Genomic DNA, 19,824 nt, shown 5'->3' with positions numbered 1-19,824 from the left:
CAGCCAGCAGTCCATGGCTCGCTTGCTGCATCCCGACGGACCGCCGTTGCTTACCAACCCGCTCACGGAGGGGCTCGCCGCGTAACTCACCGACGTTGTGAGAACTCCAGCGAATTCACACCACTACAGGGGACTTGACCTCAGAGTGAGATGTATCTCCAACCGCACGATCGTTGGTTGTCACAGCCCGCGTCGCCGCAGGCGCCGAGGTTTTACCAGGGTAGAAGCTTAAGCACGCCGCATCACCGAATGAGCCGGCGCGCGCGACTCGCTCTTCTCACCGCAGGACAGCGCGTACTGTCCTAACGAGGATGAGTAGATCTTGGATATTGGACCGCGAGCCGACGTAGTCCAAGTCCATCTCAAGTTTCGCCGGCAACAGCGATATCAGATAGTGCTGTTCGACCTCCGCCAGCGTGGCGCCATGAAGAAAGCTCGCCTCATCGCGAAATAGAATCGATGCGGGGCTCGTGATCCCGGGCCGTACGCTGAGCACGCCGCGCTGCCTTTCGGTGTAGTGGGCCACAATCCGCGGATCCTCCGGCCGTGGGCCGACTAGACTCATATCGCCACGGAGCACATTGACCAGTTGTGGCAGTTCGTCGATCTTGCTTCTCCGTAGCCACCGCCCCGCCTCCGAAACCCTGCCATCCCCCGGCATGCTGATCGGCGAGTCGGGACTCCGGTCGTCCATCGTGCGGAGCTTGTAGAGAGTGAAGAGCTGACCCCTGCGTCCAACACGGACGGCGCGGTAAAACACCGGACCTGATTGCTCCTTCCACACGACAAACACGGCCGCAGCAACCACCGGTGCCGAGGCTATCGCCAGGCCTGCCGCGACGGCGATGTCTATGGCGCGCTTTAGTGGAGGCATCTTCGCCCGACGATTATCGGCGATATCGCAGGGCAACCGACGCCACAGCATCGATAACTGTGTCGACGTCCCCGTCAGTCATGCCAGCGTGCATTGGAAGGGAGATCAGTCGTGCGAACTCCCTCTTCGCGACGGGAAAGTCCTCCGGTACGTAGCCATAACGCTCGCGGTAATAGGTCAGCATATGCACGGGAATAAAGTGAACGCTCGTCCCAATGCGGCGCGCCCGCAATTCCTCAATGAAACGTCCGCGATCGATGGTCAACTGCTCTAAGTTCAATCGAATGGCATAGAGGTGCCAAGCATTTGACTCCTCATTCACGGCAGATGGCCGTTCCACCTCGGCGACGGCCATCAGCCCTGCCTCGTATCGGGAGGCAATCGCGCGCCGCCGGAGGTGATGCTGAGGCAGCCGCGCAAGTTGATGGATCCCGAGGGCGGCCTGTAGGTCCGACAGGTTGTACTTGAACCCTGGAGCTACCACGTCGTAATGCCAGGAACCGTCGGACGCATAGCGAGCGTGGGCATCTTGGGTCATCCCATGTAGGCTCAGAATCCGGGCTCGCGCCACGAGATGCGCAGGCCCGGTGAGCATTCCACCTTCGCCGGTCGTGACATTCTTAGTGGCATAGAAGGAGAAAGCCACCATGTTGTTCGGTCCGTCAGGATCAAGAAGCCTCGCCGCCCCCACCATACCCGCAGCGGTCCGGGCCGGCAGCGCGTGCGCAGCATCCTCTACCACGTGGACTCGATACGCTGAGGCCAGGTGGTCAATTCGCGACAGATCACAGACCTGCCCGTAGAGATGTACTGGCATGAGGGCACGAACATGCCCATTGCCATCTTGAGCGGATAGGAGGCGCTCCACGCTGTTCAGATCCACCATGAGTGTCACAGGGTCGATGTCGACAAATAGCGGGCGGGCGCCGACATGCTCGATGACATGTGCTGCGGACGAGAAGGTCATTGTGGGGAGGATGACGGCGTCGCCTGGGCCCACACCGAGCACGACGAGAGCGAGGTGAAGCGCGGCAGTCCCCGAGTTCAAAGCCAAGGCCGAGGGCACCTTTAGGAAATCAGCAAACTCGCGCTCAAACCGGCTGGCGCGGGGACCCGTCGACAGCCACCCCGAGCGTAGCGTGGCAACAACCTCAGAAATTTCGTCCTCTCCGATGGTCGGAGGGGCGAACGGAAGCAACGACCCGCTGTCGTTTTGGTCGGTCACGTGACTAGCAGCTCCCTCAGATCCCTTGACTACCTATACTATGCCAAGTCATTTAGCACGAAGGTTTCCCATGTGCGGACGGCCATGCATAGATGGCTCGCTTTATGTGCGCCTCCGCAAGAGGTGACTGCCCCAACATGAGCAAAGCGCCGCGGATTTCAGCGGTCATCCCGTGCCGTGACGAAGCCTTGCGAATCGAGGCGTGCGTTCGGTCGGTGCTTGCACAGGAAGACGTTTCCGATCTTGAGGTCATCGTACTAGACGGCCTCAGCACGGACGGCACATCGGCGATCCTCGATCGTCTGCGCGCTGAGGATAGTCGACTACGAGTTATTCCAAACCCACTCGTCACCACACCCGCCGCGATGAACCTAGGTATCAAGGCAGCAACCGGCACCTACGTAGCGATCATGGGTGCGCACAACCGCTACGCTCCGGACTACTTGGCGAGATGCCTCGAAATTGCCCAGGCGACCAAAGCGGACAACGTGGGTGGAGTTGTCATTGCGGAGCCAGACACTTACATTGAGAGAGCGATCGCAGCCGCTCATCACAGCCCGCTGTCTGCGGGCGGCTCTCGGTGGCACTCCGTCAGCTACGAGGGTCTGACGCCGTCCGTATGGGGCGGGTTCTACCTCCGCAGGATGTTCGAAGAGATTGGCGGCTTTGACGAGGCCCTGATACGCAATCAAGATGACGAACTCAACCTTCGACTTATCGATGCCGGTGGGACCATCTGGCAATCCCCGCGGATCAGATCATGGTATCGGCCGCGATCGAGTCTTGTAGGACTCTTCCGTCAGTACCTGCAATACGGTTACTGGAAGGTCCATGTCATTCGCAAGCACCGAGCTATATCCTCGCCGCGCCACATCATCCCCCCACTATTTGTCGTAAGCCTGAGCATCGCGTCGCTGGTGAGCGGATGGAGGATGTTAGAGGCAGGAAGGCACGGCACTGCCGCAGCGCATCCATGGCTCCGGGCCACAATGCCTCTGACAATAATCGGCATACCGTATACCGCTGTAACGGGCATTGCGTCGATCGGGACGGCCCGGACGTATGGCTGGGATCTATTCCCGATTCTCCCAGCCACTTTCACTTGCTTTCATATTGGATATGGAGCTGGGTTCGTGATGGGGGTGGGCAATGTATTGATGAGGCGACCCACGCCCAATGCAATGTCCCGTCTGACTCGATGAGCGCAGAATCGGTAGTTCTCCTCCTGCTTCAACCAGCAGTCAGGCTCGCAGAAAGACAAGTAGCGATCCTTTCCACGTCACTCACAGGCAGCTCGGGAAACATCGGCAAAGAAACGATGTGTTCTACCGCTCTCTCAGTCACCGGAAGCACCTGGGGACTAGAGGTCGCGGCAAATGCGGGTTGATGATGCAGAGGGATTGGGTAGTGAATGCCGGTCGTGATCCCCTCGGATCCCAGGTTGGCTCGCACCCGATCGCGATCTGGCACCCTGACCACGTATAGGTGATAGACGGGATCACAGTCAGCCGATGCGAGAACGGGCGAAACCTGCAGGTTGGATAGAAGTGCGCTGTAGCTCGAGGCGAGCTGCCTCCTCTGCTCATTCCATCGTTCCAAGTGCCCCAGCTTGACGCGAAGGATTGCGGCCTGTACTGCGTCCATTCGGCTGTTACGCCCCACGACCGCGTGCTCATGCTTTCCTACGCGGCCGTGATCGCGGGCTCCGCGAATGCCGTCTGCAACACGGCGGTCGTTCGTCGCCACGGCGCCGGCGTCGCCGCATGCGCCGAGGTTCTTTCCAGGGTAAAAGCTGAAGCACGCCGCAGTTCCGAAGGACCCTGCACGGCGGCCGCCCCAACGCGCCCCATGAGCTTGCGCGGCGTCCTCCACAACCGTCAGACCGCGCCGCTCAGCGATCTGCATCAATGCGGGCATGTCGACACAACTGCCGTAAAGATGGACGGGAACGATGGCGGCAGTACGACTCGTAATAGCGTCCTCAATGCAGCCGACGTCCATGAGAAGGGTGTCTGGCCTCACGTCAATAAACCGCGGTACAGCTCCACAGCGAACGATCGCTTCGGCTGTCGCCGCGAAGGTGTGAGCGACGGTGATGACTTCGTCGCCAGGTCGCACCCCGACCGCGTACAGAGCGAGCTCGAGCGCGTCTGTCCCATTCCCACACCCGACGACTTCGTCCACTTCGCAGAACGCCGCAAACTCCGTCTCAAACGCTGCGACTTCCTCGCCCAAGATGAAGTGCGACGATTGGAAGACTCGATCGATAGCAGCCGAGATCTCCGGCGCAAGGTCTCGATGCTGAGCTGGGAGATCGACGAGTGGAATACGTCTGCTAGCGGCGGTGGATGTGGTCATCTCTGCTCTCCATAAATTACCCCCTCGACGTCTCGGAGCGCGTCGACCGGGCCGCGCACCCGAGCGGGGCTGCCGACCACCAGCATGCGCGGAGGTACGTCGTGGGTAACCACTGACGCAGCTCCGACAAATGCCCCCGAGCCGATGGTCACACCCGGGAGGACGGTGACGTTTGCGCCGATTCGAGCGCCGGTACCGACGTGAACTGGCGACAGTGTTTGCTTCGATCGAACCGAAGCCGGGTAGCGAGAGTTGGTCAGGACGACCCCCGGACCGAGCCAGCAGGCGTCTTCCAAAACCGAGTGCTCTGGAACGAAGCACAGAGAATGGAGTCGAACCCTATCTCCGATTACCACGGAAAATTCGATGACGGACGACGTCCCGATTGAGCAGTCGTCGCCTATACGCGTGAACTCACGTATCAGCACACCGTGGCCGGATTGGAATCGATCGCCGATACGTACGCCCGCGTAAATGACAGTGTGAGACCTCAGTAAACCGTCTCGGCCAATCGTCGTGCGGGTACCTGGGTGGGTGGACTGACCAGGTCTGCCAAGTACGCAGAAGTCGTCCACCTCCACCCCTTCGCCTAGATCGACGTTAGGAAAGCATCGATGTGTGGTGGTGGTCATTCCCTCGCCGCCCTCGGCGGCGTCATCATCATGGCCCCTGAAATCCGCTCCAGCGTCTTCACAATCGCGGCACCATGGCGGCCGTCGGCCAGAGGCCGCCGCCCCGTCTTGATGCTGTCGACGAAGGCGGCAACCTCGAGTGCAAGCGGCTCGGTACCGTCGACCCGTGGCATCCACGCATCGCCCGCTCGCACTAGGAATCGATGCTCTGCGAATGAATTGTAGCCTCCCATCGGCTGGTCACTCGTTTCGGCATCGATGCCCTTGTCGAAGACCATCAGCCTCATGTCCGCGGACATGTCGTCAAAGATCAGCATTCGTTTGCTCCCCACGACCGTTGCCCGGCGCGCCTTCGCGGGATCCAGCCAGCTCACGTGGATGTGCCCCGATGCTCCCCCCTCATACCATAGGTGGGCAAACGCGACATCGGCGACGCCGGCCTGTAGATAGGCATGCCCGACCGCAGCAACGCCGGTGACGTGGTGACCCAACCAGTATTCCAGCATCGACAGGTCGTGGGGCGCGAGATTCCAGAGGGCGTCCACGTCGCTGCGCACGATTCCAAGATTGAGGCGTTGGCACGATGCATACCGAATGTCACCAAGCTCGCCCGCCTCCAACATCTCTTTGATTCGACGTACGGCTGGGTTGTAAAGATAGGTGTGCCCAACCATCAGGATGAGCTGCCGCCGCTCGGCCTCACGACACATCCCTTCAGCATCGCGCGTGGTCATGGCTAACGGCTTCTCGACCAGAAGATGTTTGTTCGCGGCGAGCGCGCGCAGGCCGAGGGGTGCGTGCGTCGCGGCAGGAGTTGCCAGTACGACTGCATCGAGCGATTGGTCCTCGAGCACTCGGTCGAGGTCGCTCGAGGTCTGCGCTGCCGGAGCGAACTTAGAAGCGCGTGCCAGAGCGGCGGGATTTTGGTCGCAGAGCCAAGTCAAGCGAACGTCCCGGTTCTGCGCTAGCGAACGACAGAGGTTGATGCCCCAGTAACCGGTGCCAACAAGGCCAACGCCGATCACCTCTCAGCCACCCTGCTGGCGTCGGCCACGGCGCACTGGGGCGCGTCGCGTCCAGCGGGCTTGGTCAGAACACCCACCAGGTGACTTCGCAGCGGCGAGATCGCTTGGAGACCGTGTGCGATGGCGGGCCATCGCGGCACCACAAACCGCGCGATAGGCGGAGCGAGTGTCGTCCGCTGCAGCCAGACCTGGAATCCCGGGAACAGCTCATAGACCTGGCGTTTTCGGAGTGCGTGCGTATCACGATTGAGCGGGTTCAGGACAAAGTCATACCAGAGTACGATGCCACCTGGGCGTAGGACGCGCCCCATCTCCAACGCGGCGCGCCGGCGTACGACGCTGTCGAGGACTGAACTGAGCATTGTGTACTGAACCACGATATCGAAGTGATGGTCGGGCCAGGGAAGAGCGGCCGCACTCGCCTCATGGATGTCCATGGCTGGATGCAGCGACCGGGCTGCGAGCACCCGCTGAGGGAGCAGGTCAATCCCGTGCAGGTTCTCCGGCCGAGCGCCGAAGGGTAGTAGGCGAACCAGCTCGACTCCGTTTCCACATCCGACGTCCAGAATCTGTGCGGACGCGAGACTCTTCATGCCCTGCCGTCGTAGGCGATTCAGGAGGATTCGGTCTCGCTGTTGCACGGCCATCACCGCCGCGGCGTCGAACGGTCCGTAGTGCTCAGTCGCGTCAACGCGCCTCCGCCGTGCATACCGCACCCTGAGGCTCTCCTCCTCCAGCGCGACCCTTGTCGCCAGATCCTCAGCCAGCGGCGTCTTGCGTGATGGTGCTCCTGTCACCCTCATCCATCCAAGGCTTTAGCACAATCCGGCATGCGCTGCGCCAAAGCGGCAAGGTCGCCCCCTCGACCGCGCCAAGACGCCGCTGCTCCCAAGGGTAGAAGCACCGCGGTAAAGAGCCGGGGATCAATCCGACGCCCCCAACGCCTGTGAGCCGCCCATCGGGCGTTTAACCCCAGGTTAGCCGGACGCAGCTCAGTGCGCATGCGGACGATTCGGAAGCCGGCAGCCGCAAGGACCATGTGCAGAGTTGGTGGAGAGAAGTGGATGAGATGGCGCGGCAGCTCCCAAGACCACCAATCCTCGCGGTACACGCGAGCCTCCCATGACTCGGCATTCGGCAGTCGGACCAAGATCCAGCCGCCTGGCTTCAGCACTCGATGGACTTCGGCCAAGAGAGAGCGCGGATCTGAAACGTGCTCGAGAACATGATTGAGGACCACGGCATCAAAGCACGCAATGGGAAAGGACTGTTCACCCAGTTTACCGAGTCGGACGTCGAGCCCTGTCAATCGAGCCAGTTCCACGCCCCGTGCCGCGGGCTCGACACCCACGACCTCCCAGCCCAGCTGTCGATACTCCGCCAAAACCGCGCCACGACCCGAGCCGACCTCCAGAAGTCGGCCGCCGGGGACCCACGGAATGTGGCTGGCGTCCCGGCCCGCTGCGGCGGCTGCAGCCCTGGCAAACCAGCGACGGAGTGGACCACCGCCGGCCTCCATCGGATACCCAAACACCGCCTTCAACACGGCTGATCGGCCGGGGCCCACTGGCGCGTGTGCCAGCGCCCTCGGTAATGTCTCGTAGTATTCGCGAGGATAGAAGCGGTGAAGATCTTCTTCCGTTGGGCGCGCACTCGTGTACATGAGGCCGCAACTGGAACATCGGAGGACGTGGAAGCCGGCTTCACCCGTGTAATGATCGGCCCCGGACAGGACGGACCGACCGGTTCTGCCGTGACACCACGGACATGCGACGCGGATCCGGGCGACTGCCGGTATGGGCTTCATGTTTTTGGTGGGATTGGGTTGGCCGGAGCAGGTGCCGATGTACGGAAGTTCTCGCCGACGTAGATCCGTGCGCACTGAGCCTCCTCACTCCGTCCCAGCGCGGTCATCAACTCAGCGATCCGGTGAAAGTAGGTGTGCTGAGCCAGAACGCGGTCCCGTGCGCGCTGAATGAACGGACCTCGCTCGTCTGGATGATGTAGGAAGTGCTTAACTATCTCGGCCATTTCCCTGCCGTCGTTGGCCATTAGAATCTCGTCGTCGCCGAAGAAGTGCTCGTCGTAGATGCAGGAGACTGGATCGGTGACGGTGAACCCCCCCGCAAGGGGGACCTTGTACAGACGCTCTGTTACCTCGACTCCGTAGATCCGGCCGTGAGGCTCATGAACGCACGGCACCACGGTTGCCGACGCGAGGAACGCATTGCGCCGGGATGGGCTAACCGACTCTGCTGCGGCTTTTCCTGCTGGCCATCCGCTTCCAAATATGACCGTTCTGTAGCGATCAGCGTAGCTCAGCAGATACTCATGGAGTCCCGGCGCCTTGTATGGATTGTACTGCCCCATGTAGCCGACGTCGCATCGCAGATCGTCACGCGGGTTGACCGGGTGGAAAGTCAAGGGGTCACCTGCAAGCTGCAGAGAAATCACGCGGCGGCCTTCACGTCGTTGCCAGTTACTCCATCCTCGTTCAATGCCGTTCGGCGATGCATGGTGATAGAGGACGACCGGATCCAGCCGTCGCACCCAGCGAATGTGAGCGCGGGTTGTTTGATAACCATAGTCAGCAAGCACGGGAAAAGCCCATGGTGTGGCCCATTGATCTACCGTCATGACCACCTGACAGCGGCCCTGACGGAGCCAACGTGGCACGCGATGCCGATAACGTACGTCGGCCATGTACAGGTCCGGCTGAAAGCCCCCGAAGGTGGCTTCCGGCTCAGTGCCGTCCCAGTGAAGCACCTCCCAACCCAGGGCACGCATCGCTCGCGACCAACTATCCACGACGTATATGTAGGCTCCGCCGCGCGGTGTGGGCCGGATGACGCGATAACTCATGCTGCTGTCAACTGCGAGCGGTGCTCAAAGTGCCTGTCAGGTGACGATTTGCCAAAACCGAACTCGGCCATCGGGGGAGGCGCCCACCCTTGGTGTTCCACCAAGAGTACCCCGTTCCTCGCTTCATTGGCGTGTGCCTGTGCCTACAGATATAGCATATCATCGACGGTCGATCAGCCTCCTGAGGAGTACCGCGTGACGAGCTGGATTCGCTCCGCCTCGCCCCAAGCAGGATCATCCGGACGAGCGCAGCGTTCATGAGTTCCAGCCTCCGCGCTGCTGGCAGGGCGGAGTGACTCCACGACCCCAATCCCCCGTCCGTGGAGTTGATGCTGATACGTCCGTGGCGACGGAGTTGCTCAACCAGGGGTTCTCACCGTCCGGCGCGCTGTGGCGTCTCCTGGAAGTGGACGCGGTGCGAAGAGTCTGGACGGATACGCCCCTGGAACGCCCGGTGCTCGAGCTCGGATGCGGCGACGGAACCTTCACCCGCCTGGCACTGGGACATGTAGAGACAGCCATCGATATCGAGCCATCCGCTGTCGAGCGAGCGCGTCAAGCTGACGGGGTGTACGGTCGAGTGTTGTGCCAGGATGCGAGGTCGCTGACCGAAGCGCAGGACTACGGCACGGTGTTAGCGAACTGCGTCTTGGAGCACATTGCCGGCGTCGAAGACGTGTTGGCGGGCTGCATGCGCGCTCTGAAGCCCGGAGGGCACCTTGTGGCGACAGTCCCACTCGTGGCGATGAATGACCATCTCCTCGTTCATTCCGCTCGGTACGCCGAGGGTCGGCGCCGACAACTGATCCATCACAATCTCTGGTCGTCGGACGATTGGGTTGCGAAGTTGAGGGTCGCCGGCTTTCAAAAGACGGTCGTCATCCCGTATCTCAGCGGCGAGCTGTGCTCGCTCTGGGATTCCTTGGATGCTCCTACGTGGCTGGGGGTAGGCCGATACCGCGTGGGTAAGTTTCTCCGATACAAAGCCCAACTTCCTAAACCCGCGCGCCAGCGGCTGGATGCGTACGTAGGTCGATTGCTCGTCAACGCGGCGCGCAAGCGACGAGAGAACGGACCTCCCTGCGCGACTCTTCTACTGGCCACAAAGTAGCTCCAGTGTGGACCCGAGCGCTTCTCGTCTGACGCCGCTGGCCGGCACAGGTAGCGTGCGCGAAAAGCTCGCCCGGTCCGGCTTGCGCCAGAACCAAAGACCGCATACCCTTCGTAAGGCCAGAGGCGCAGCTCGACCTGGGTCCCAGTGGCCCGTTGGCCTCCAGGCACGCGGCCCCAACCCCTTCCGCATCGCCATGGTCAACGACGTCGCGGGAGTGGCGCTCGTTGAACTCGATATCCTGCGGGGCGACGGCCTTGAGGTGGACTACTTGCAACTTCCGTGGCTAGGTGCATCCTGGAGGCGCCCCTTCAAGCTGCTCATCATGCCTTTGCGGCTCGCGGCGTACCTGCCTGTGATCATGCGGCTGCGACGTGGTCGATATGACCTTGCCCATGTACATTTCGTCTCACAGGGGTTTGTGTCACTGCTGGCCGGGCTGCCATTAGTGCTCCACGCTCACGGCTCCGATCTCCACCAAAATTTCAACCGAGCTCTCATGCGTTGGATGGGCCACTGGACGCTGCACCGAGCAAAAGCCGTCCTGTACGTGACTCCTAACCTCGCGTCCTACATAAGCCCTTGGACATCCCGCGCACGACTGCTGGGAAACCCTGTGCCCATACCCGAGAGATATACGGTGCCTGACAGCATCAAGCGGGCGCTGATCTTCGCGAGGTTGGAGCCCATAAAGGGCGTTCAGCTGATCTTCGATGGAATTGAGGAAATCGCCCAGGAGTGTGAACTGACCGCGATCTACTGGGGTCCGTGGGCGGAAGAATACAAGCATCGCTATGGCCACGCCGTCGAGTTCATTGATCGGGTTCCTCACAGTGCCGTGCCGGATGTGTTGGAACGCTTCGACGTCGTTATCGGCCAGATGCGGCAGGGCATTCTCAGCCTGAGCGAGCTCGAAGCAATGGCTAGTGGCCGCCCGTTGCTAACCAATCTGGATCAGACCTTGTACGCGGATGACCCGCCGCCCGTGGTCCCCGTAGCGACTGCCGCTGACATCGTGGCAGCACTACGATCGCTTCGTGAGGACGCGGCGCGGGTCAAGTCTCTTGCCGAGTTGGGCCGAGGTTGGGTGCGGCGCAATCACGGTTTCGCGGCTCACCGGGAGGGGTTGCTAGCCGCTTACCAGGACGTCTTGGGAACAACGAGCCTTTTAGGCAGCACGAGCGGCCGAGCGACGGGGCTGGGCCAGGCACGGAGCGAGAGCGAGGACATCACATGAAACGCGCCTTCGTCATAACAGGCGGGGCCGCCATCGCGGCCGTCTTGGCCGTGAGCATGGCCGTCCAGCCAGCAGTCACGTTAGCTGCCATCGGGGGGGTCGTTGCGCTGGTGTTGTGCTGTCGAGGGGGCCATTGGCCGTTGACAGTCCCGTTCCTTTTCATGGCAATCTTCGGGTCCGACGCAACGACCGGCGCGGTGATCGGCGGAATCACGGTGCCGGCTGTTTATCTCGTGGTCACCGCCATCTGCCTGATATCTGGTGCGCGCCTTTTCGTGCTCCGCCGGCTAGTGCCGGCAGCTGCTCCACCTATGCCAAAGGGCCGCGTGGTAGCGTTGCTTCCATTACCCGTCTTGGCCTTTGCGGGACTCGGTATGATCGTCGGGAACGACGTCGGTAGTGTTCGGCAGGACGGTTTCCTAATCCTGCCGATGGTTGCCATGGCCGCCACCGTCCTTTTCAGCCTTCGTCGGCGAGACCTAATGGCCGCGGCAACCTGGCTTGTGGTGGCTGGCCTGCTCGCGGCGTCAAAGGCCATCTTGGTCGGATCTGCGGGTGACGTGACTGGCCGTACAACGGGGCTGTACAGCTTCGTCAACCCGCAATTTCAGGTGCAGCGAATCATCGTTAACGGCGGCGACATGATCCTCGCCGTGGCGATTCCGCTTGCGGTCGGAATGCTGCGCACCGCGCGTGGCCTTCGAGCACTGTTTTTCACAGTCAGCCTTCCGATCATGGTCTTTGGATTGACATTGAGCTATACCCGCACCCTTTTGGGGGGTGTCGCCATCGGTATTGTCGTTGCCGTGGGCCTTGCCGTCGGCGGCCAGCGGCGTCAGGGCGTGCTCAGCCTGCAACTCCTCAGTGCGCTCCTTGGGACAGCATTCCTATTCACGCTCACTGTTGGGCAATCCCAATTCAGCGTAGGTGCAGCCGCTTTCCGTCGCCTGACCGGCGGATCTGACGTCGGCTCAAGTCAACTGTCGCTGCGCTGGGCGGACGCGGTGGCCGCCATTGGACATGGCGACATCGCCACCCTGCTGGGGGGACGGGGATTGGGCGCCATGTTCCACTCCCCGATTACCTCCAGCTTGCCAGTGACAGGATACGTGCACATGGGTTGGGCTTGGTTGATTCTGAAGGGTGGCCTTCCGCTGCTACTGCTTACCTTGTTCGCTGCACTGACACCCATACGTCCTCTACGGCAGGTGGCGCGAAGGGGATCAGCCGACGCTGCGGCCGCCGTCGGATTGATTGCTGCTATCGCGTGCTTCACATCACTCAACCTCGTCATCAACACCTTTGCCACAGTCGAGGGCACTACCTTCATGGGAACGATGCTGGGGATCATGATCGTCATGAGCGAGGGAGCCTTGATGCGCGCCAACACACGCCTCACGCCCGTCCAGGCCTTCAAACCGCATTCACCGCGGTCAGCCGATCTAAGCCCGCGCGCTACTGAACTCGTTCGCGCCCGACCCCGATCGCCCTCACCTCCGTGAGCATCCCCTCGACTCCACCAAACTACGCCCGTCGGATGGTGTCCGGTGTGCTTTCCGGCACAGTGCAGGTTTTCATTGCCCGATTCGTCGGTCTGCTCACGCTCCCAGTAGTCTTGAGCCTCCTCGGCCTTAACTTGTTCGGGTTGTGGACGATCGTCGCAGTAGTCACCAACAGCCAATTTCTGATCGACTTCGGAATGGCTAGCGTGATAACCCGTTTCGTTGCAGTAACTGCCGCAAGAGGGGATCGCCAGGGCGCCACACGGATCCTGCGAATGGGAGCAGGGTTTTACCTCGGCCTGTCCCTCGTCGTCGCCCTGATCCTGCTGCCGCTGACAGCTCAAGTAACGGCTTGGTTCGCCCTCCCGCGAGGCGTAACGGCGGACGCACAGGTACTTTGGGTAGGCGGGATTTGCCTCTTCGCGGTCTCGAATCTCTCCATAGTCCTGTCCGCCACTCTGCTCGGACTCCAGCGCTTAAGCCATGCCAATACGGCCGTGGTGATCAGCCAAATCCCGTACGCTTCTCTGCTAGTCGTGGCGATGCGCGAGCACTGGGGCACCATCGGTCTCCTATCGGCTGTGGCCACCATGTATGTCGTCCAGATCGCATGGATGGGAATTGCGGTGGCTCGCTATCTCCCGGCCCACTCCCCCATCGAGTTGCATGAGCGCGTCGGCTTTGGTGCGTTTCTTCGCTTCGGCAGTCTGGTCCAGCTAGCTAATACCGCGGACTTCTACGTGCTGCAGGCTCCAAAGGTGGTTGCAGGCATCGTCGGCGGGGCAGCTTCTGCAGCTCGCTTCGACATCGCGCTTCGGTTACCGATGGCGGCGTTCGCGCTACTCTTACCGTTGCTCCCACCCCTTATACCCTCCGCGGCCAGGCACGCGGCTGCGGGGTCCGCGAACTCCTTGGTCGCGCTATTTGCCCGCGGCACGCGCTACATGGCGGGCGCGGCGGGTCTCATCTTCATCATGGTCATGATCGCCGGCCCGGAGTTCCTAGTGGTCTGGCTGGGCTCTCCTGGATCCGGACTGGCGTGGCCGCTGCGCCTGTTGACTGGCGCGCTGTTGCTCTACACACTTCCGGGCATCATCACTAGCATGGGTACCGGGACCGGCCAGATGCGGGTTGTCGTCCAATTCAAGGGATTGCTTGCGGCGTCGATCACGGTGGCCCTGTTACCCCTCCACGCACTCGCCGGCATCACGGGTATCGCCGCCGCGGTCTTGGCGGGATTCGCGCTGTCGTTCGCATATCTTGTCCTCCGAGCTGACCTGATACTTGGCCAAGGGACTCGCGCTACTTGGCTAGCCGCACTCGGGCGGTGCGCTGTAGCCTGCAGCGGGGCGCTGCTCGTCGGTGCGACCGTGATCGTCACTCTCCAGGCCGCTAAGGTGCCACCTGCGACATGGGCCGCCAGCCTAGCGGCAGGCGCCACATACATCGCATTGGCGGCGTACCTTCGAATGATGACGAGGGCAGAGATCGGCGAGCTGTTCCGTTCCTCTCCGCTGGCTGCGATGGCGGGGCTGCGACGCCGTCACCTGTGAAGGCGGGCGCCCTCGACGTCCGGCGTGCGGCGGTGCCGTGGACCGGGATTGGCCAGTACGCGTCCGTCTTCCGCGACCGCTTGCCCGCAGCGATGGGTTCGGATTGCCCTTCATTCATCTGTGGTAGTGGCCTCACTGTGCGGGAAACGGGCTCTCCCGTTGTTCGTGACCTAATGCAGCGACGGCGTAAATTGCTGTTCGAACAGATAGCGCTGCCCCGCTGGGCATCATTACGTCGGCCCTCGTTCCTTCACATACCTTGGTACGAGGGTCCTTGGCGCGCAGCTTGCCCTCTCATCATCAACGTGCACGACCTTGACACACTGCTGCACCCACATCGGTACTCGCCGCACTTTCGGCTGTACTACAACGGCCTCCTCAGGCAATACGCGCGATCCGCCAGGGCAATCCTAGTTCTGTCGGAGAACACCGCCGAAGACGTCGTGCGCCACCTTCGACCCACTGTCAGGCCGGACATCATCCCGCTGGGGCCGGCAGACGAGTTCCGCAGGGCGGACCGGTCCTTGGGGCGGGCGCTCCTAAAGGAACTCGGTGTGTCAGATTCTCTCCCCGTCGCGGTAAGCGCATCGGGGGTCGGATTGCGTAAGAACCTAGGAACGCTGGGACGCGCCCTGGAGGTCGTGCACGCCGCTGGGGTTGAGCTGGCGCTGGTGGTCACGCAGACGGATCGGATTCCGGAAGCGCTGAAACCTGCAGCGAATGCGGGCGTGCCAATCATTGCCGCCGGATTCCTGGAACGCCAAGACGTAGCCAACCTTCTCGCGGCTGCAGAGGTGAGCATCTGCCCCTCGTTCTATGAGGGCTTTGGCCTTGCCGTCATCGAATCCATGGCCGCCGGCTGCCCCGTAATCGCATCGAAGGCCGGTAGTCATCCTGAGGTTGTCGGTGACGCGGCGGTGTTGTTTGAGACCGAGGAGCCCAGTGATCTAGCCGCCTGCATCCGGGCGATTCTCAGCGATTCGAACCTGGCGGCGAGCTTGCGGTCGCGCGGCAGGGAGCGCGCCTCAGGCTATAGCTGGGATGAGGCCGTGCGCCGTACCATCGAGGTCTATGAGCGTTTCGGCTGAGGTCCGCTTCAGTGTGGTCATCCCGGTGTATCGAGGGAGGGCTACAGTTGCGCGTGCTGTCGCGAGCGTTGACCGTCAGAACCCTGCTCCGAACGAAATCGTCGTCATCGATAACGAACCCGACTCGCGTCTTCAGGAAGTCCTTCCTGCAACGCGGTCGCGATTGATCGTCGTCCCTGAACCTCGCCGGGGGGCGGCAGCTGCCCGAAACGCTGGTCTTCGCTTGGCAGCAAGTCCGTACGTCGCCTTCCTGGATTGCGACGACAGTTGGGACCCCGGCTTTCTTGCGGCAATGGAGCGCGCAATACGTCGACATCCCAGTGCCGCGCTTTACACAGGCAAGGCTTTCGTGATTCGTGACGACGGGAGTCGGAGAGTCCCTGCCGCACGCATAGACCACCGGGGATTTCAGAAAATTCTCATTCACAACAGCATCACGACGTCGGCGACTGTTGTTCTCGCAGAGGCTGCCATGTCTCACGGTGGCTTCCGCGAGGGCCTCAGGCTCGCTGCCGGTTGTGAGGACTGGGCGTTGTGGCTCGCTCTCCTCCGCACACAACCCGGGGTCACCGTCCCCGCTGCGCATGCGACACGCTTTGAAGACTTGGACACCCTCCGCATGCGCGGAGACGCCACGCTCTACCTCGACATGCTCGACGTGCTCAGAGAGCTGTTTCCACCTGACACAGATGACATTCCAGCCGCCGCTTTGGCCGGGATGGCCATGCATCGTGGAACACAAGCACTCAGGGGTGGTGACGCCGGCGAGGCGAGGGGCCACTTCTTAAGCGCCTTGCGCCTGCAGCCGGTCCAAACTCGCCTCTGGTTATGGTTGGCGTTGAGCTGGCTCCCACCGCAGCTCGCCCGAAGGATCCGCAGCCTTCGGCGCCGAGCCTTGGGTGTTGCGTCAAGGTAGCGCGGGCGCAGACTTCCCGTCGACGCGCTCGCTCGCGAGGCGGCGCTCTAACGTCCTGAGAACCTCCAGTTGCTGGTCGCTCATCGCCGATTGCGTGCGCCGGGACGCAACCAGGCGAAATGCCGCGGGAAGGCCCCAACCCATCTGCATCAGCACGGAACATGCCACCAAGGGTGCCCGCTGGACTCCCGCGCGGCAGTGCAGGAATGCAACTCCCCCTCCTTCGATCAGCAACGCCACTTGTCTGCTGATCTCCGCGACGGTTGCGACGTCGGGGGCTGCGTATTCTGCCAGGGGACAGGCGAGGACCTGAACCTCGTCCGGCCAGGGCGAGTCCGGGCGGCCAGCAGCCCGCAGGTCCACCACACACGAAACTCCAGCCCGGACCATCATGCGAACCAAGCGCCGCCCCGGAGCTGAACCGATGTACAGGCCCGGGATGACCTCGACCGCGTCAGGAGAGCCAAACAGCCCTCGCGCCGACATCAGGTCGTGGCGCGCATCCGCCTGAGTGTCAGACCGCATCCTGCCACGACGAACAGTGCCAGAGCGATTAGCGCGGGAGGCCACATCGGCGCATTGGGCGCGTTTGTGCTGGTGTTCGGGAGGGTTCCACCGGAGTTACACGGAACCTGGATCGTGGTCTGCGTGCTCGCCGGGGGGCTGGAGGCAGTTATGGTGGCGGTGCCACAGCCTGTACCGGCAGTAAATGCGGCCCCCACATTGCCATTGCAATCGGTGGTGCTCGTCGTCGGCCGCACCTTCGATCCAGCAACCCCGTTGACAGTGAACGTAACAGTCGCATTACAAACTGGATTGCCATTCGCGTCCTTGAGGTTGAACTGCAACTGACAGCTGGAACCTTGATTGGTGCTCGAACAGGACTGGGTCGTTCCCAGCACGCTCCCAGGCGGCGTATAGGCGCTCACGACCGCCGCAGTACCCACGAGGGAGAACGCGGCCACAGCCAAGGAAGCGCCAAAGACGCGAAGGCGACGTGGGGTAGTGCTGACGGGGCTCAAGTCCTTCCTCCCGGCCACAGGCGATTCAGGAGGCAGGGTACCACGCCCGCCGCGCGGAGGGTCAATAGTGAGTAACGTCTATGTGGCGATCACGATGAATCTATGTGGCGATCACGATGAATCGGGGCGTATAGGGGTCGTATGATGTGCAGGTGAGAAGCGTGAGTTCGCCAAATGGGGTGGGCGCCAGCACCGAGCGGTCATTGAAAGCCACTCTCTTGAAGGCGGCAACGTGGAAAGTCATTGCAGTTCCGTCCCTCTGAACGACCCGGACCGGGTCGCCCAAATGGAGCCGGTAAAGGCCGAGGAACATGCCGGGCTGTGCGTGGGCGTAGTAGACGGCGTTCCCAGATGGACCGGGTTCGGCCGTCCCCGGATAGTGCGCTGCCAAGTTGAGGGGGACGTGAACCCCGTCCCCTTCGACCACCGCGAGATCGATCCCACCGGCGGGCGCCTCGAGCCGAACGGGCCCGTTCGCACTGCCGGGTGAGGTCGGGGAGGCTGTCGCCCCACTGGGGAGGGCTAGAGGCGGAGCTGATGCGGTGAAGGGGGACTCACTTGGCCCAGACCGCAGAGCCACCCCCAAGGCCACGATGCCCACGACGGCCGCGAGGGCCATAACTGAGACAACTTGCCTCTGCGCTCGGGTTGCACGCCGTATTGGCCTTCGCCGTCGGACGCGCTGCGATTCAGTTTCGGGCACTTGCGATCCATGGTAGTCGCACCCCCCTTACAATGGCCTTCGGGCGAACCACGAACGCATCAATTCTGGCCGCTCCGTGCGACGGCCCCACAAGGCAACTCCCGAATTGGACCCCCAAAAGCTCCGCAAGCTCGTCCGGCGCTGGACGGTTCCGGTCGTGCTTATTACGCTCGTAGGTGGCGTCGTGGCGTATGCGCTTACCCGCCGGATGACGCCCATATACGAGGCACAGGCCACCGTTCTAGTGGTGGCGGGTCCGCAACAAGCCGGAGCAAACACCGGAGTGTCACTCAACCCGGACCAGGTCACCGCGACGGCCGCGACCCTAATGGCGGAGCCTCCGATCCTTCAGAGGGTCATCAATGAGCTCAAGCTAGACGTAACCACAGAACAACTGGCGCGCAATGTGATCGCAACGCCGGTCACGAACGCAGAGTTGGTCAACGTGACCGTCCAGAATCCTGACCCAGCCTTGGGGACGCGAATCGCCAACACGCTCACGGCTGACTTTGTAGACCAGGTCACCCAGCAGAACACCCAACGAATCAACCAGGCGGGCGCAGCATTCCAAGGGCAGATCAACGCGCTGAATACGAGCATCGCGCAGGAAGAGAGTCAGCTCGCCAATGCGCCGCGGGGGCAGGATACGACGGGAGTGAAGGCTGAGATAGCTGCGAACTCCGCGCAGCTGACCACACTTACCGCCACGTACGGCACGTTCCGAGCGACCCAGGCGCAGAACCTCGAAACCGTGTCAGTCGCTGCTCCCGCCTCACAACCCAACCAACCCTCTTCTCCAAAACTGGCGCTCAACGTTGCGCTCGGGGTCGTTGCAGGACTGATCGTGGCGCTCAGCCTAGCCACGTTGGCCGAGTACCTCGATCAGGGTCTCGACTCGGAGGACGACGTTCGCGAGCGACTCGGCGTGCCCTGCTTGGCAACTGTGCCGCGCTTCAATTCCCGACCCGGCGCGCCGCGAGACCAGCGACACGAGGAGCGCGCTCGTGAATCCTATCGGCGTCTTCGCACAAACCTCCTATTCAGCGAGCTCGACAGCCCGCTCAAGACCATAGTGGTCACCTCCGCCCGCCCTGGAGAGGGAAAAACGCGAACTGCGTCGAACCTCGCTGTATCGCTTGCGAGCAGCGAAAAGTCGGTGCTGTTGATAGATGCGGACATGCATCGGCCCAATCAGCATCGGATCTTTAGCAAGCCGATCACCCAAGGGCTGTCCGAGATGCTCTTGGCAGCGGCTGCAACCGGCCATCCGGTACTGAATGGCCGCCATGAGACCACTTACGCCAATCTTTCAGTCCTTACCTCGGGCGTGTTGCCGCCGAACCCCTCTGAGCTTCTCGCCTCTCGCCGAACCCGGCTGCTCATCCATGGACTGGAGAAGCAGCGGGACATACTGATAATCGACACTCCCCCAGCTCAGGCCTTGACAGACGCTCTTAGTGTCGCGGCTCACAGCAGCGGTGTCATTCTCGTAGTGGAGTCGGGCAAGACCAACGCCGCCGACGCTCGGGCGGTCATCGATTCGCTGCAGAATGTCGGGGCCAAGGTACTGGGCGTCGTTCTGAACAAGGCAAAGGACCGGCAGCTCGCCAGCTACTACTACTACGAGCAGGCGCCGACGTCGTCGGCATCGGCCCTCGAGACGACCGGCGCAGCCGCCAAGTCGGCTGATGAGGCGATCGCACGGCCCTAAGCGGC

18 protein-coding genes are annotated in these 19,824 nt (G+C 62.0%); 8 read left to right on the top strand and 10 right to left on the bottom strand.

Annotated elements, in window-relative coordinates; all coding sequences use genetic code 11:
• Positions 1-277 precede the first annotated feature (277 nt).
• Both JF886_RS15990 and JF886_RS15985 read right to left on the bottom strand, forming a co-directional pair.
• Positions 278-874, bottom strand: a complete 597-nt coding sequence (locus JF886_RS15990) for a sugar transferase (protein WP_337314258.1) — start codon at positions 872-874, stop codon at positions 278-280.
• A gap of 13 nt (positions 875-887) precedes the next feature.
• Positions 888-2,099: a DegT/DnrJ/EryC1/StrS family aminotransferase gene (locus JF886_RS15985; protein WP_337314256.1), complete on the bottom strand. Its 1,212-nt coding sequence runs from the start codon at positions 2,097-2,099 to the stop codon at positions 888-890.
• A 137-nt stretch (positions 2,100-2,236) separates the two neighbouring features.
• On the opposite strand from JF886_RS15985, the gene JF886_RS15980 reads away from it, so the two are divergent.
• Positions 2,237-3,301 (top strand): glycosyltransferase family 2 protein, encoded by a 1,065-nt coding sequence (locus tag JF886_RS15980; RefSeq protein WP_337314254.1) that lies wholly within the window; start codon positions 2,237-2,239, stop codon positions 3,299-3,301.
• 28 nt (positions 3,302-3,329) lie between these two features.
• On the opposite strand, the gene JF886_RS15975 is transcribed toward JF886_RS15980, so the two are convergent.
• From JF886_RS15975 to JF886_RS15955, 6 genes are all read right to left on the bottom strand, one after another.
• A complete protein-coding gene (locus tag JF886_RS15975; protein WP_337314252.1) occupies positions 3,330-4,457 on the bottom strand; it encodes a DegT/DnrJ/EryC1/StrS family aminotransferase in 1,128 nt (375 codons plus the stop codon).
• The gene (locus JF886_RS15970) at positions 4,454-5,089 is read right to left on the bottom strand and encodes an acyltransferase (RefSeq protein ID WP_337314250.1); all 636 of its coding nucleotides are present in this window, start codon (positions 5,087-5,089) and stop codon (positions 4,454-4,456) included. The genes JF886_RS15975 and JF886_RS15970 overlap by 4 nt, the downstream gene beginning before the upstream one ends.
• On the bottom strand, positions 5,086-6,114 hold the full coding sequence (locus JF886_RS15965; RefSeq protein WP_337314248.1) for a Gfo/Idh/MocA family protein: 1,029 nt from the start codon (positions 6,112-6,114) through the stop codon (positions 5,086-5,088). Before JF886_RS15965 ends, JF886_RS15970 begins: the two co-directional genes overlap by 4 nt.
• Positions 6,111-6,761, bottom strand: coding sequence for a class I SAM-dependent methyltransferase (locus tag JF886_RS15960; RefSeq protein ID WP_337314262.1), 651 nt, complete (start codon positions 6,759-6,761; stop codon positions 6,111-6,113). The genes JF886_RS15965 and JF886_RS15960 overlap by 4 nt, the downstream gene beginning before the upstream one ends.
• Positions 6,762-6,913: 152 nt before the next feature.
• On the bottom strand, positions 6,914-7,633 hold the full coding sequence (locus JF886_RS16885) for a class I SAM-dependent methyltransferase (protein ID WP_350340588.1): 720 nt from the start codon (positions 7,631-7,633) through the stop codon (positions 6,914-6,916).
• A 284-nt stretch (positions 7,634-7,917) separates the two neighbouring features.
• Positions 7,918-8,901 carry a CgeB family protein gene (locus JF886_RS15955; RefSeq protein WP_337314246.1) on the bottom strand — a complete coding sequence of 328 codons (984 nt, stop codon included), beginning with the start codon at positions 8,899-8,901 and terminating at the stop codon, positions 7,918-7,920.
• A 418-nt stretch (positions 8,902-9,319) separates the two neighbouring features.
• Here JF886_RS15955 and JF886_RS15950 point away from each other — a divergent pair, with 418 nt between their 5' ends.
• From JF886_RS15950 to JF886_RS16880, 6 genes are all read left to right on the top strand, one after another.
• A complete protein-coding gene (locus JF886_RS15950) occupies positions 9,320-10,087 on the top strand; it encodes a class I SAM-dependent methyltransferase (RefSeq protein WP_337314244.1) in 768 nt (255 codons plus the stop codon).
• Positions 10,088-10,283: 196 nt separating this feature from the next.
• Positions 10,284-11,324, top strand: a complete 1,041-nt coding sequence (locus JF886_RS15945; protein ID WP_337314242.1) for a glycosyltransferase — start codon at positions 10,284-10,286, stop codon at positions 11,322-11,324.
• Between the two features lie 140 nt (positions 11,325-11,464).
• On the top strand, positions 11,465-12,826 hold the full coding sequence (locus JF886_RS15940) for a hypothetical protein (RefSeq protein ID WP_337314240.1): 1,362 nt from the start codon (positions 11,465-11,467) through the stop codon (positions 12,824-12,826).
• Positions 12,823-14,379: a lipopolysaccharide biosynthesis protein gene (locus JF886_RS15935; RefSeq protein ID WP_337314238.1), complete on the top strand. Its 1,557-nt coding sequence runs from the start codon at positions 12,823-12,825 to the stop codon at positions 14,377-14,379. The genes JF886_RS15940 and JF886_RS15935 overlap by 4 nt, the downstream gene beginning before the upstream one ends.
• A 92-nt stretch (positions 14,380-14,471) precedes the next feature.
• Positions 14,472-15,467: a glycosyltransferase family 4 protein gene (locus JF886_RS15930; protein ID WP_337314260.1), complete on the top strand. Its 996-nt coding sequence runs from the start codon at positions 14,472-14,474 to the stop codon at positions 15,465-15,467.
• The gene (locus tag JF886_RS16880) at positions 15,421-16,383 is read left to right on the top strand and encodes a glycosyltransferase family 2 protein (RefSeq protein ID WP_350340586.1); all 963 of its coding nucleotides are present in this window, start codon (positions 15,421-15,423) and stop codon (positions 16,381-16,383) included. The genes JF886_RS15930 and JF886_RS16880 overlap by 47 nt, the downstream gene beginning before the upstream one ends.
• Before the next feature lie 485 nt (positions 16,384-16,868).
• Here JF886_RS16880 and JF886_RS16875 read toward each other — a convergent pair whose 3' ends face one another.
• Both JF886_RS16875 and JF886_RS16870 read right to left on the bottom strand, forming a co-directional pair.
• Positions 16,869-17,285, bottom strand: coding sequence for an Ig-like domain-containing protein (locus tag JF886_RS16875; protein ID WP_350340587.1), 417 nt, complete (start codon positions 17,283-17,285; stop codon positions 16,869-16,871).
• Between the two features lie 220 nt (positions 17,286-17,505).
• Positions 17,506-18,024, bottom strand: coding sequence for a sortase (locus JF886_RS16870; RefSeq protein ID WP_350340585.1), 519 nt, complete (start codon positions 18,022-18,024; stop codon positions 17,506-17,508).
• A 190-nt stretch (positions 18,025-18,214) separates the two neighbouring features.
• Between JF886_RS16870 and JF886_RS15925 the strand changes: the two genes are divergently transcribed.
• On the top strand, positions 18,215-19,819 hold the full coding sequence (locus JF886_RS15925; RefSeq protein ID WP_337314236.1) for a tyrosine-protein kinase domain-containing protein: 1,605 nt from the start codon (positions 18,215-18,217) through the stop codon (positions 19,817-19,819).
• Positions 19,820-19,824 lie beyond the last annotated feature (5 nt).

The sequence above is a fragment of the Candidatus Aeolococcus gillhamiae genome (genome assembly GCF_016464765.1).
GTDB classification, from domain to species: Bacteria; Chloroflexota; Dormibacteria; order Aeolococcales; family Aeolococcaceae; genus Aeolococcus; species Aeolococcus gillhamiae.
Note: the sequence above shows the minus strand (reverse complement) of the source record. Positions and strands in the feature narration are given on the sequence as shown.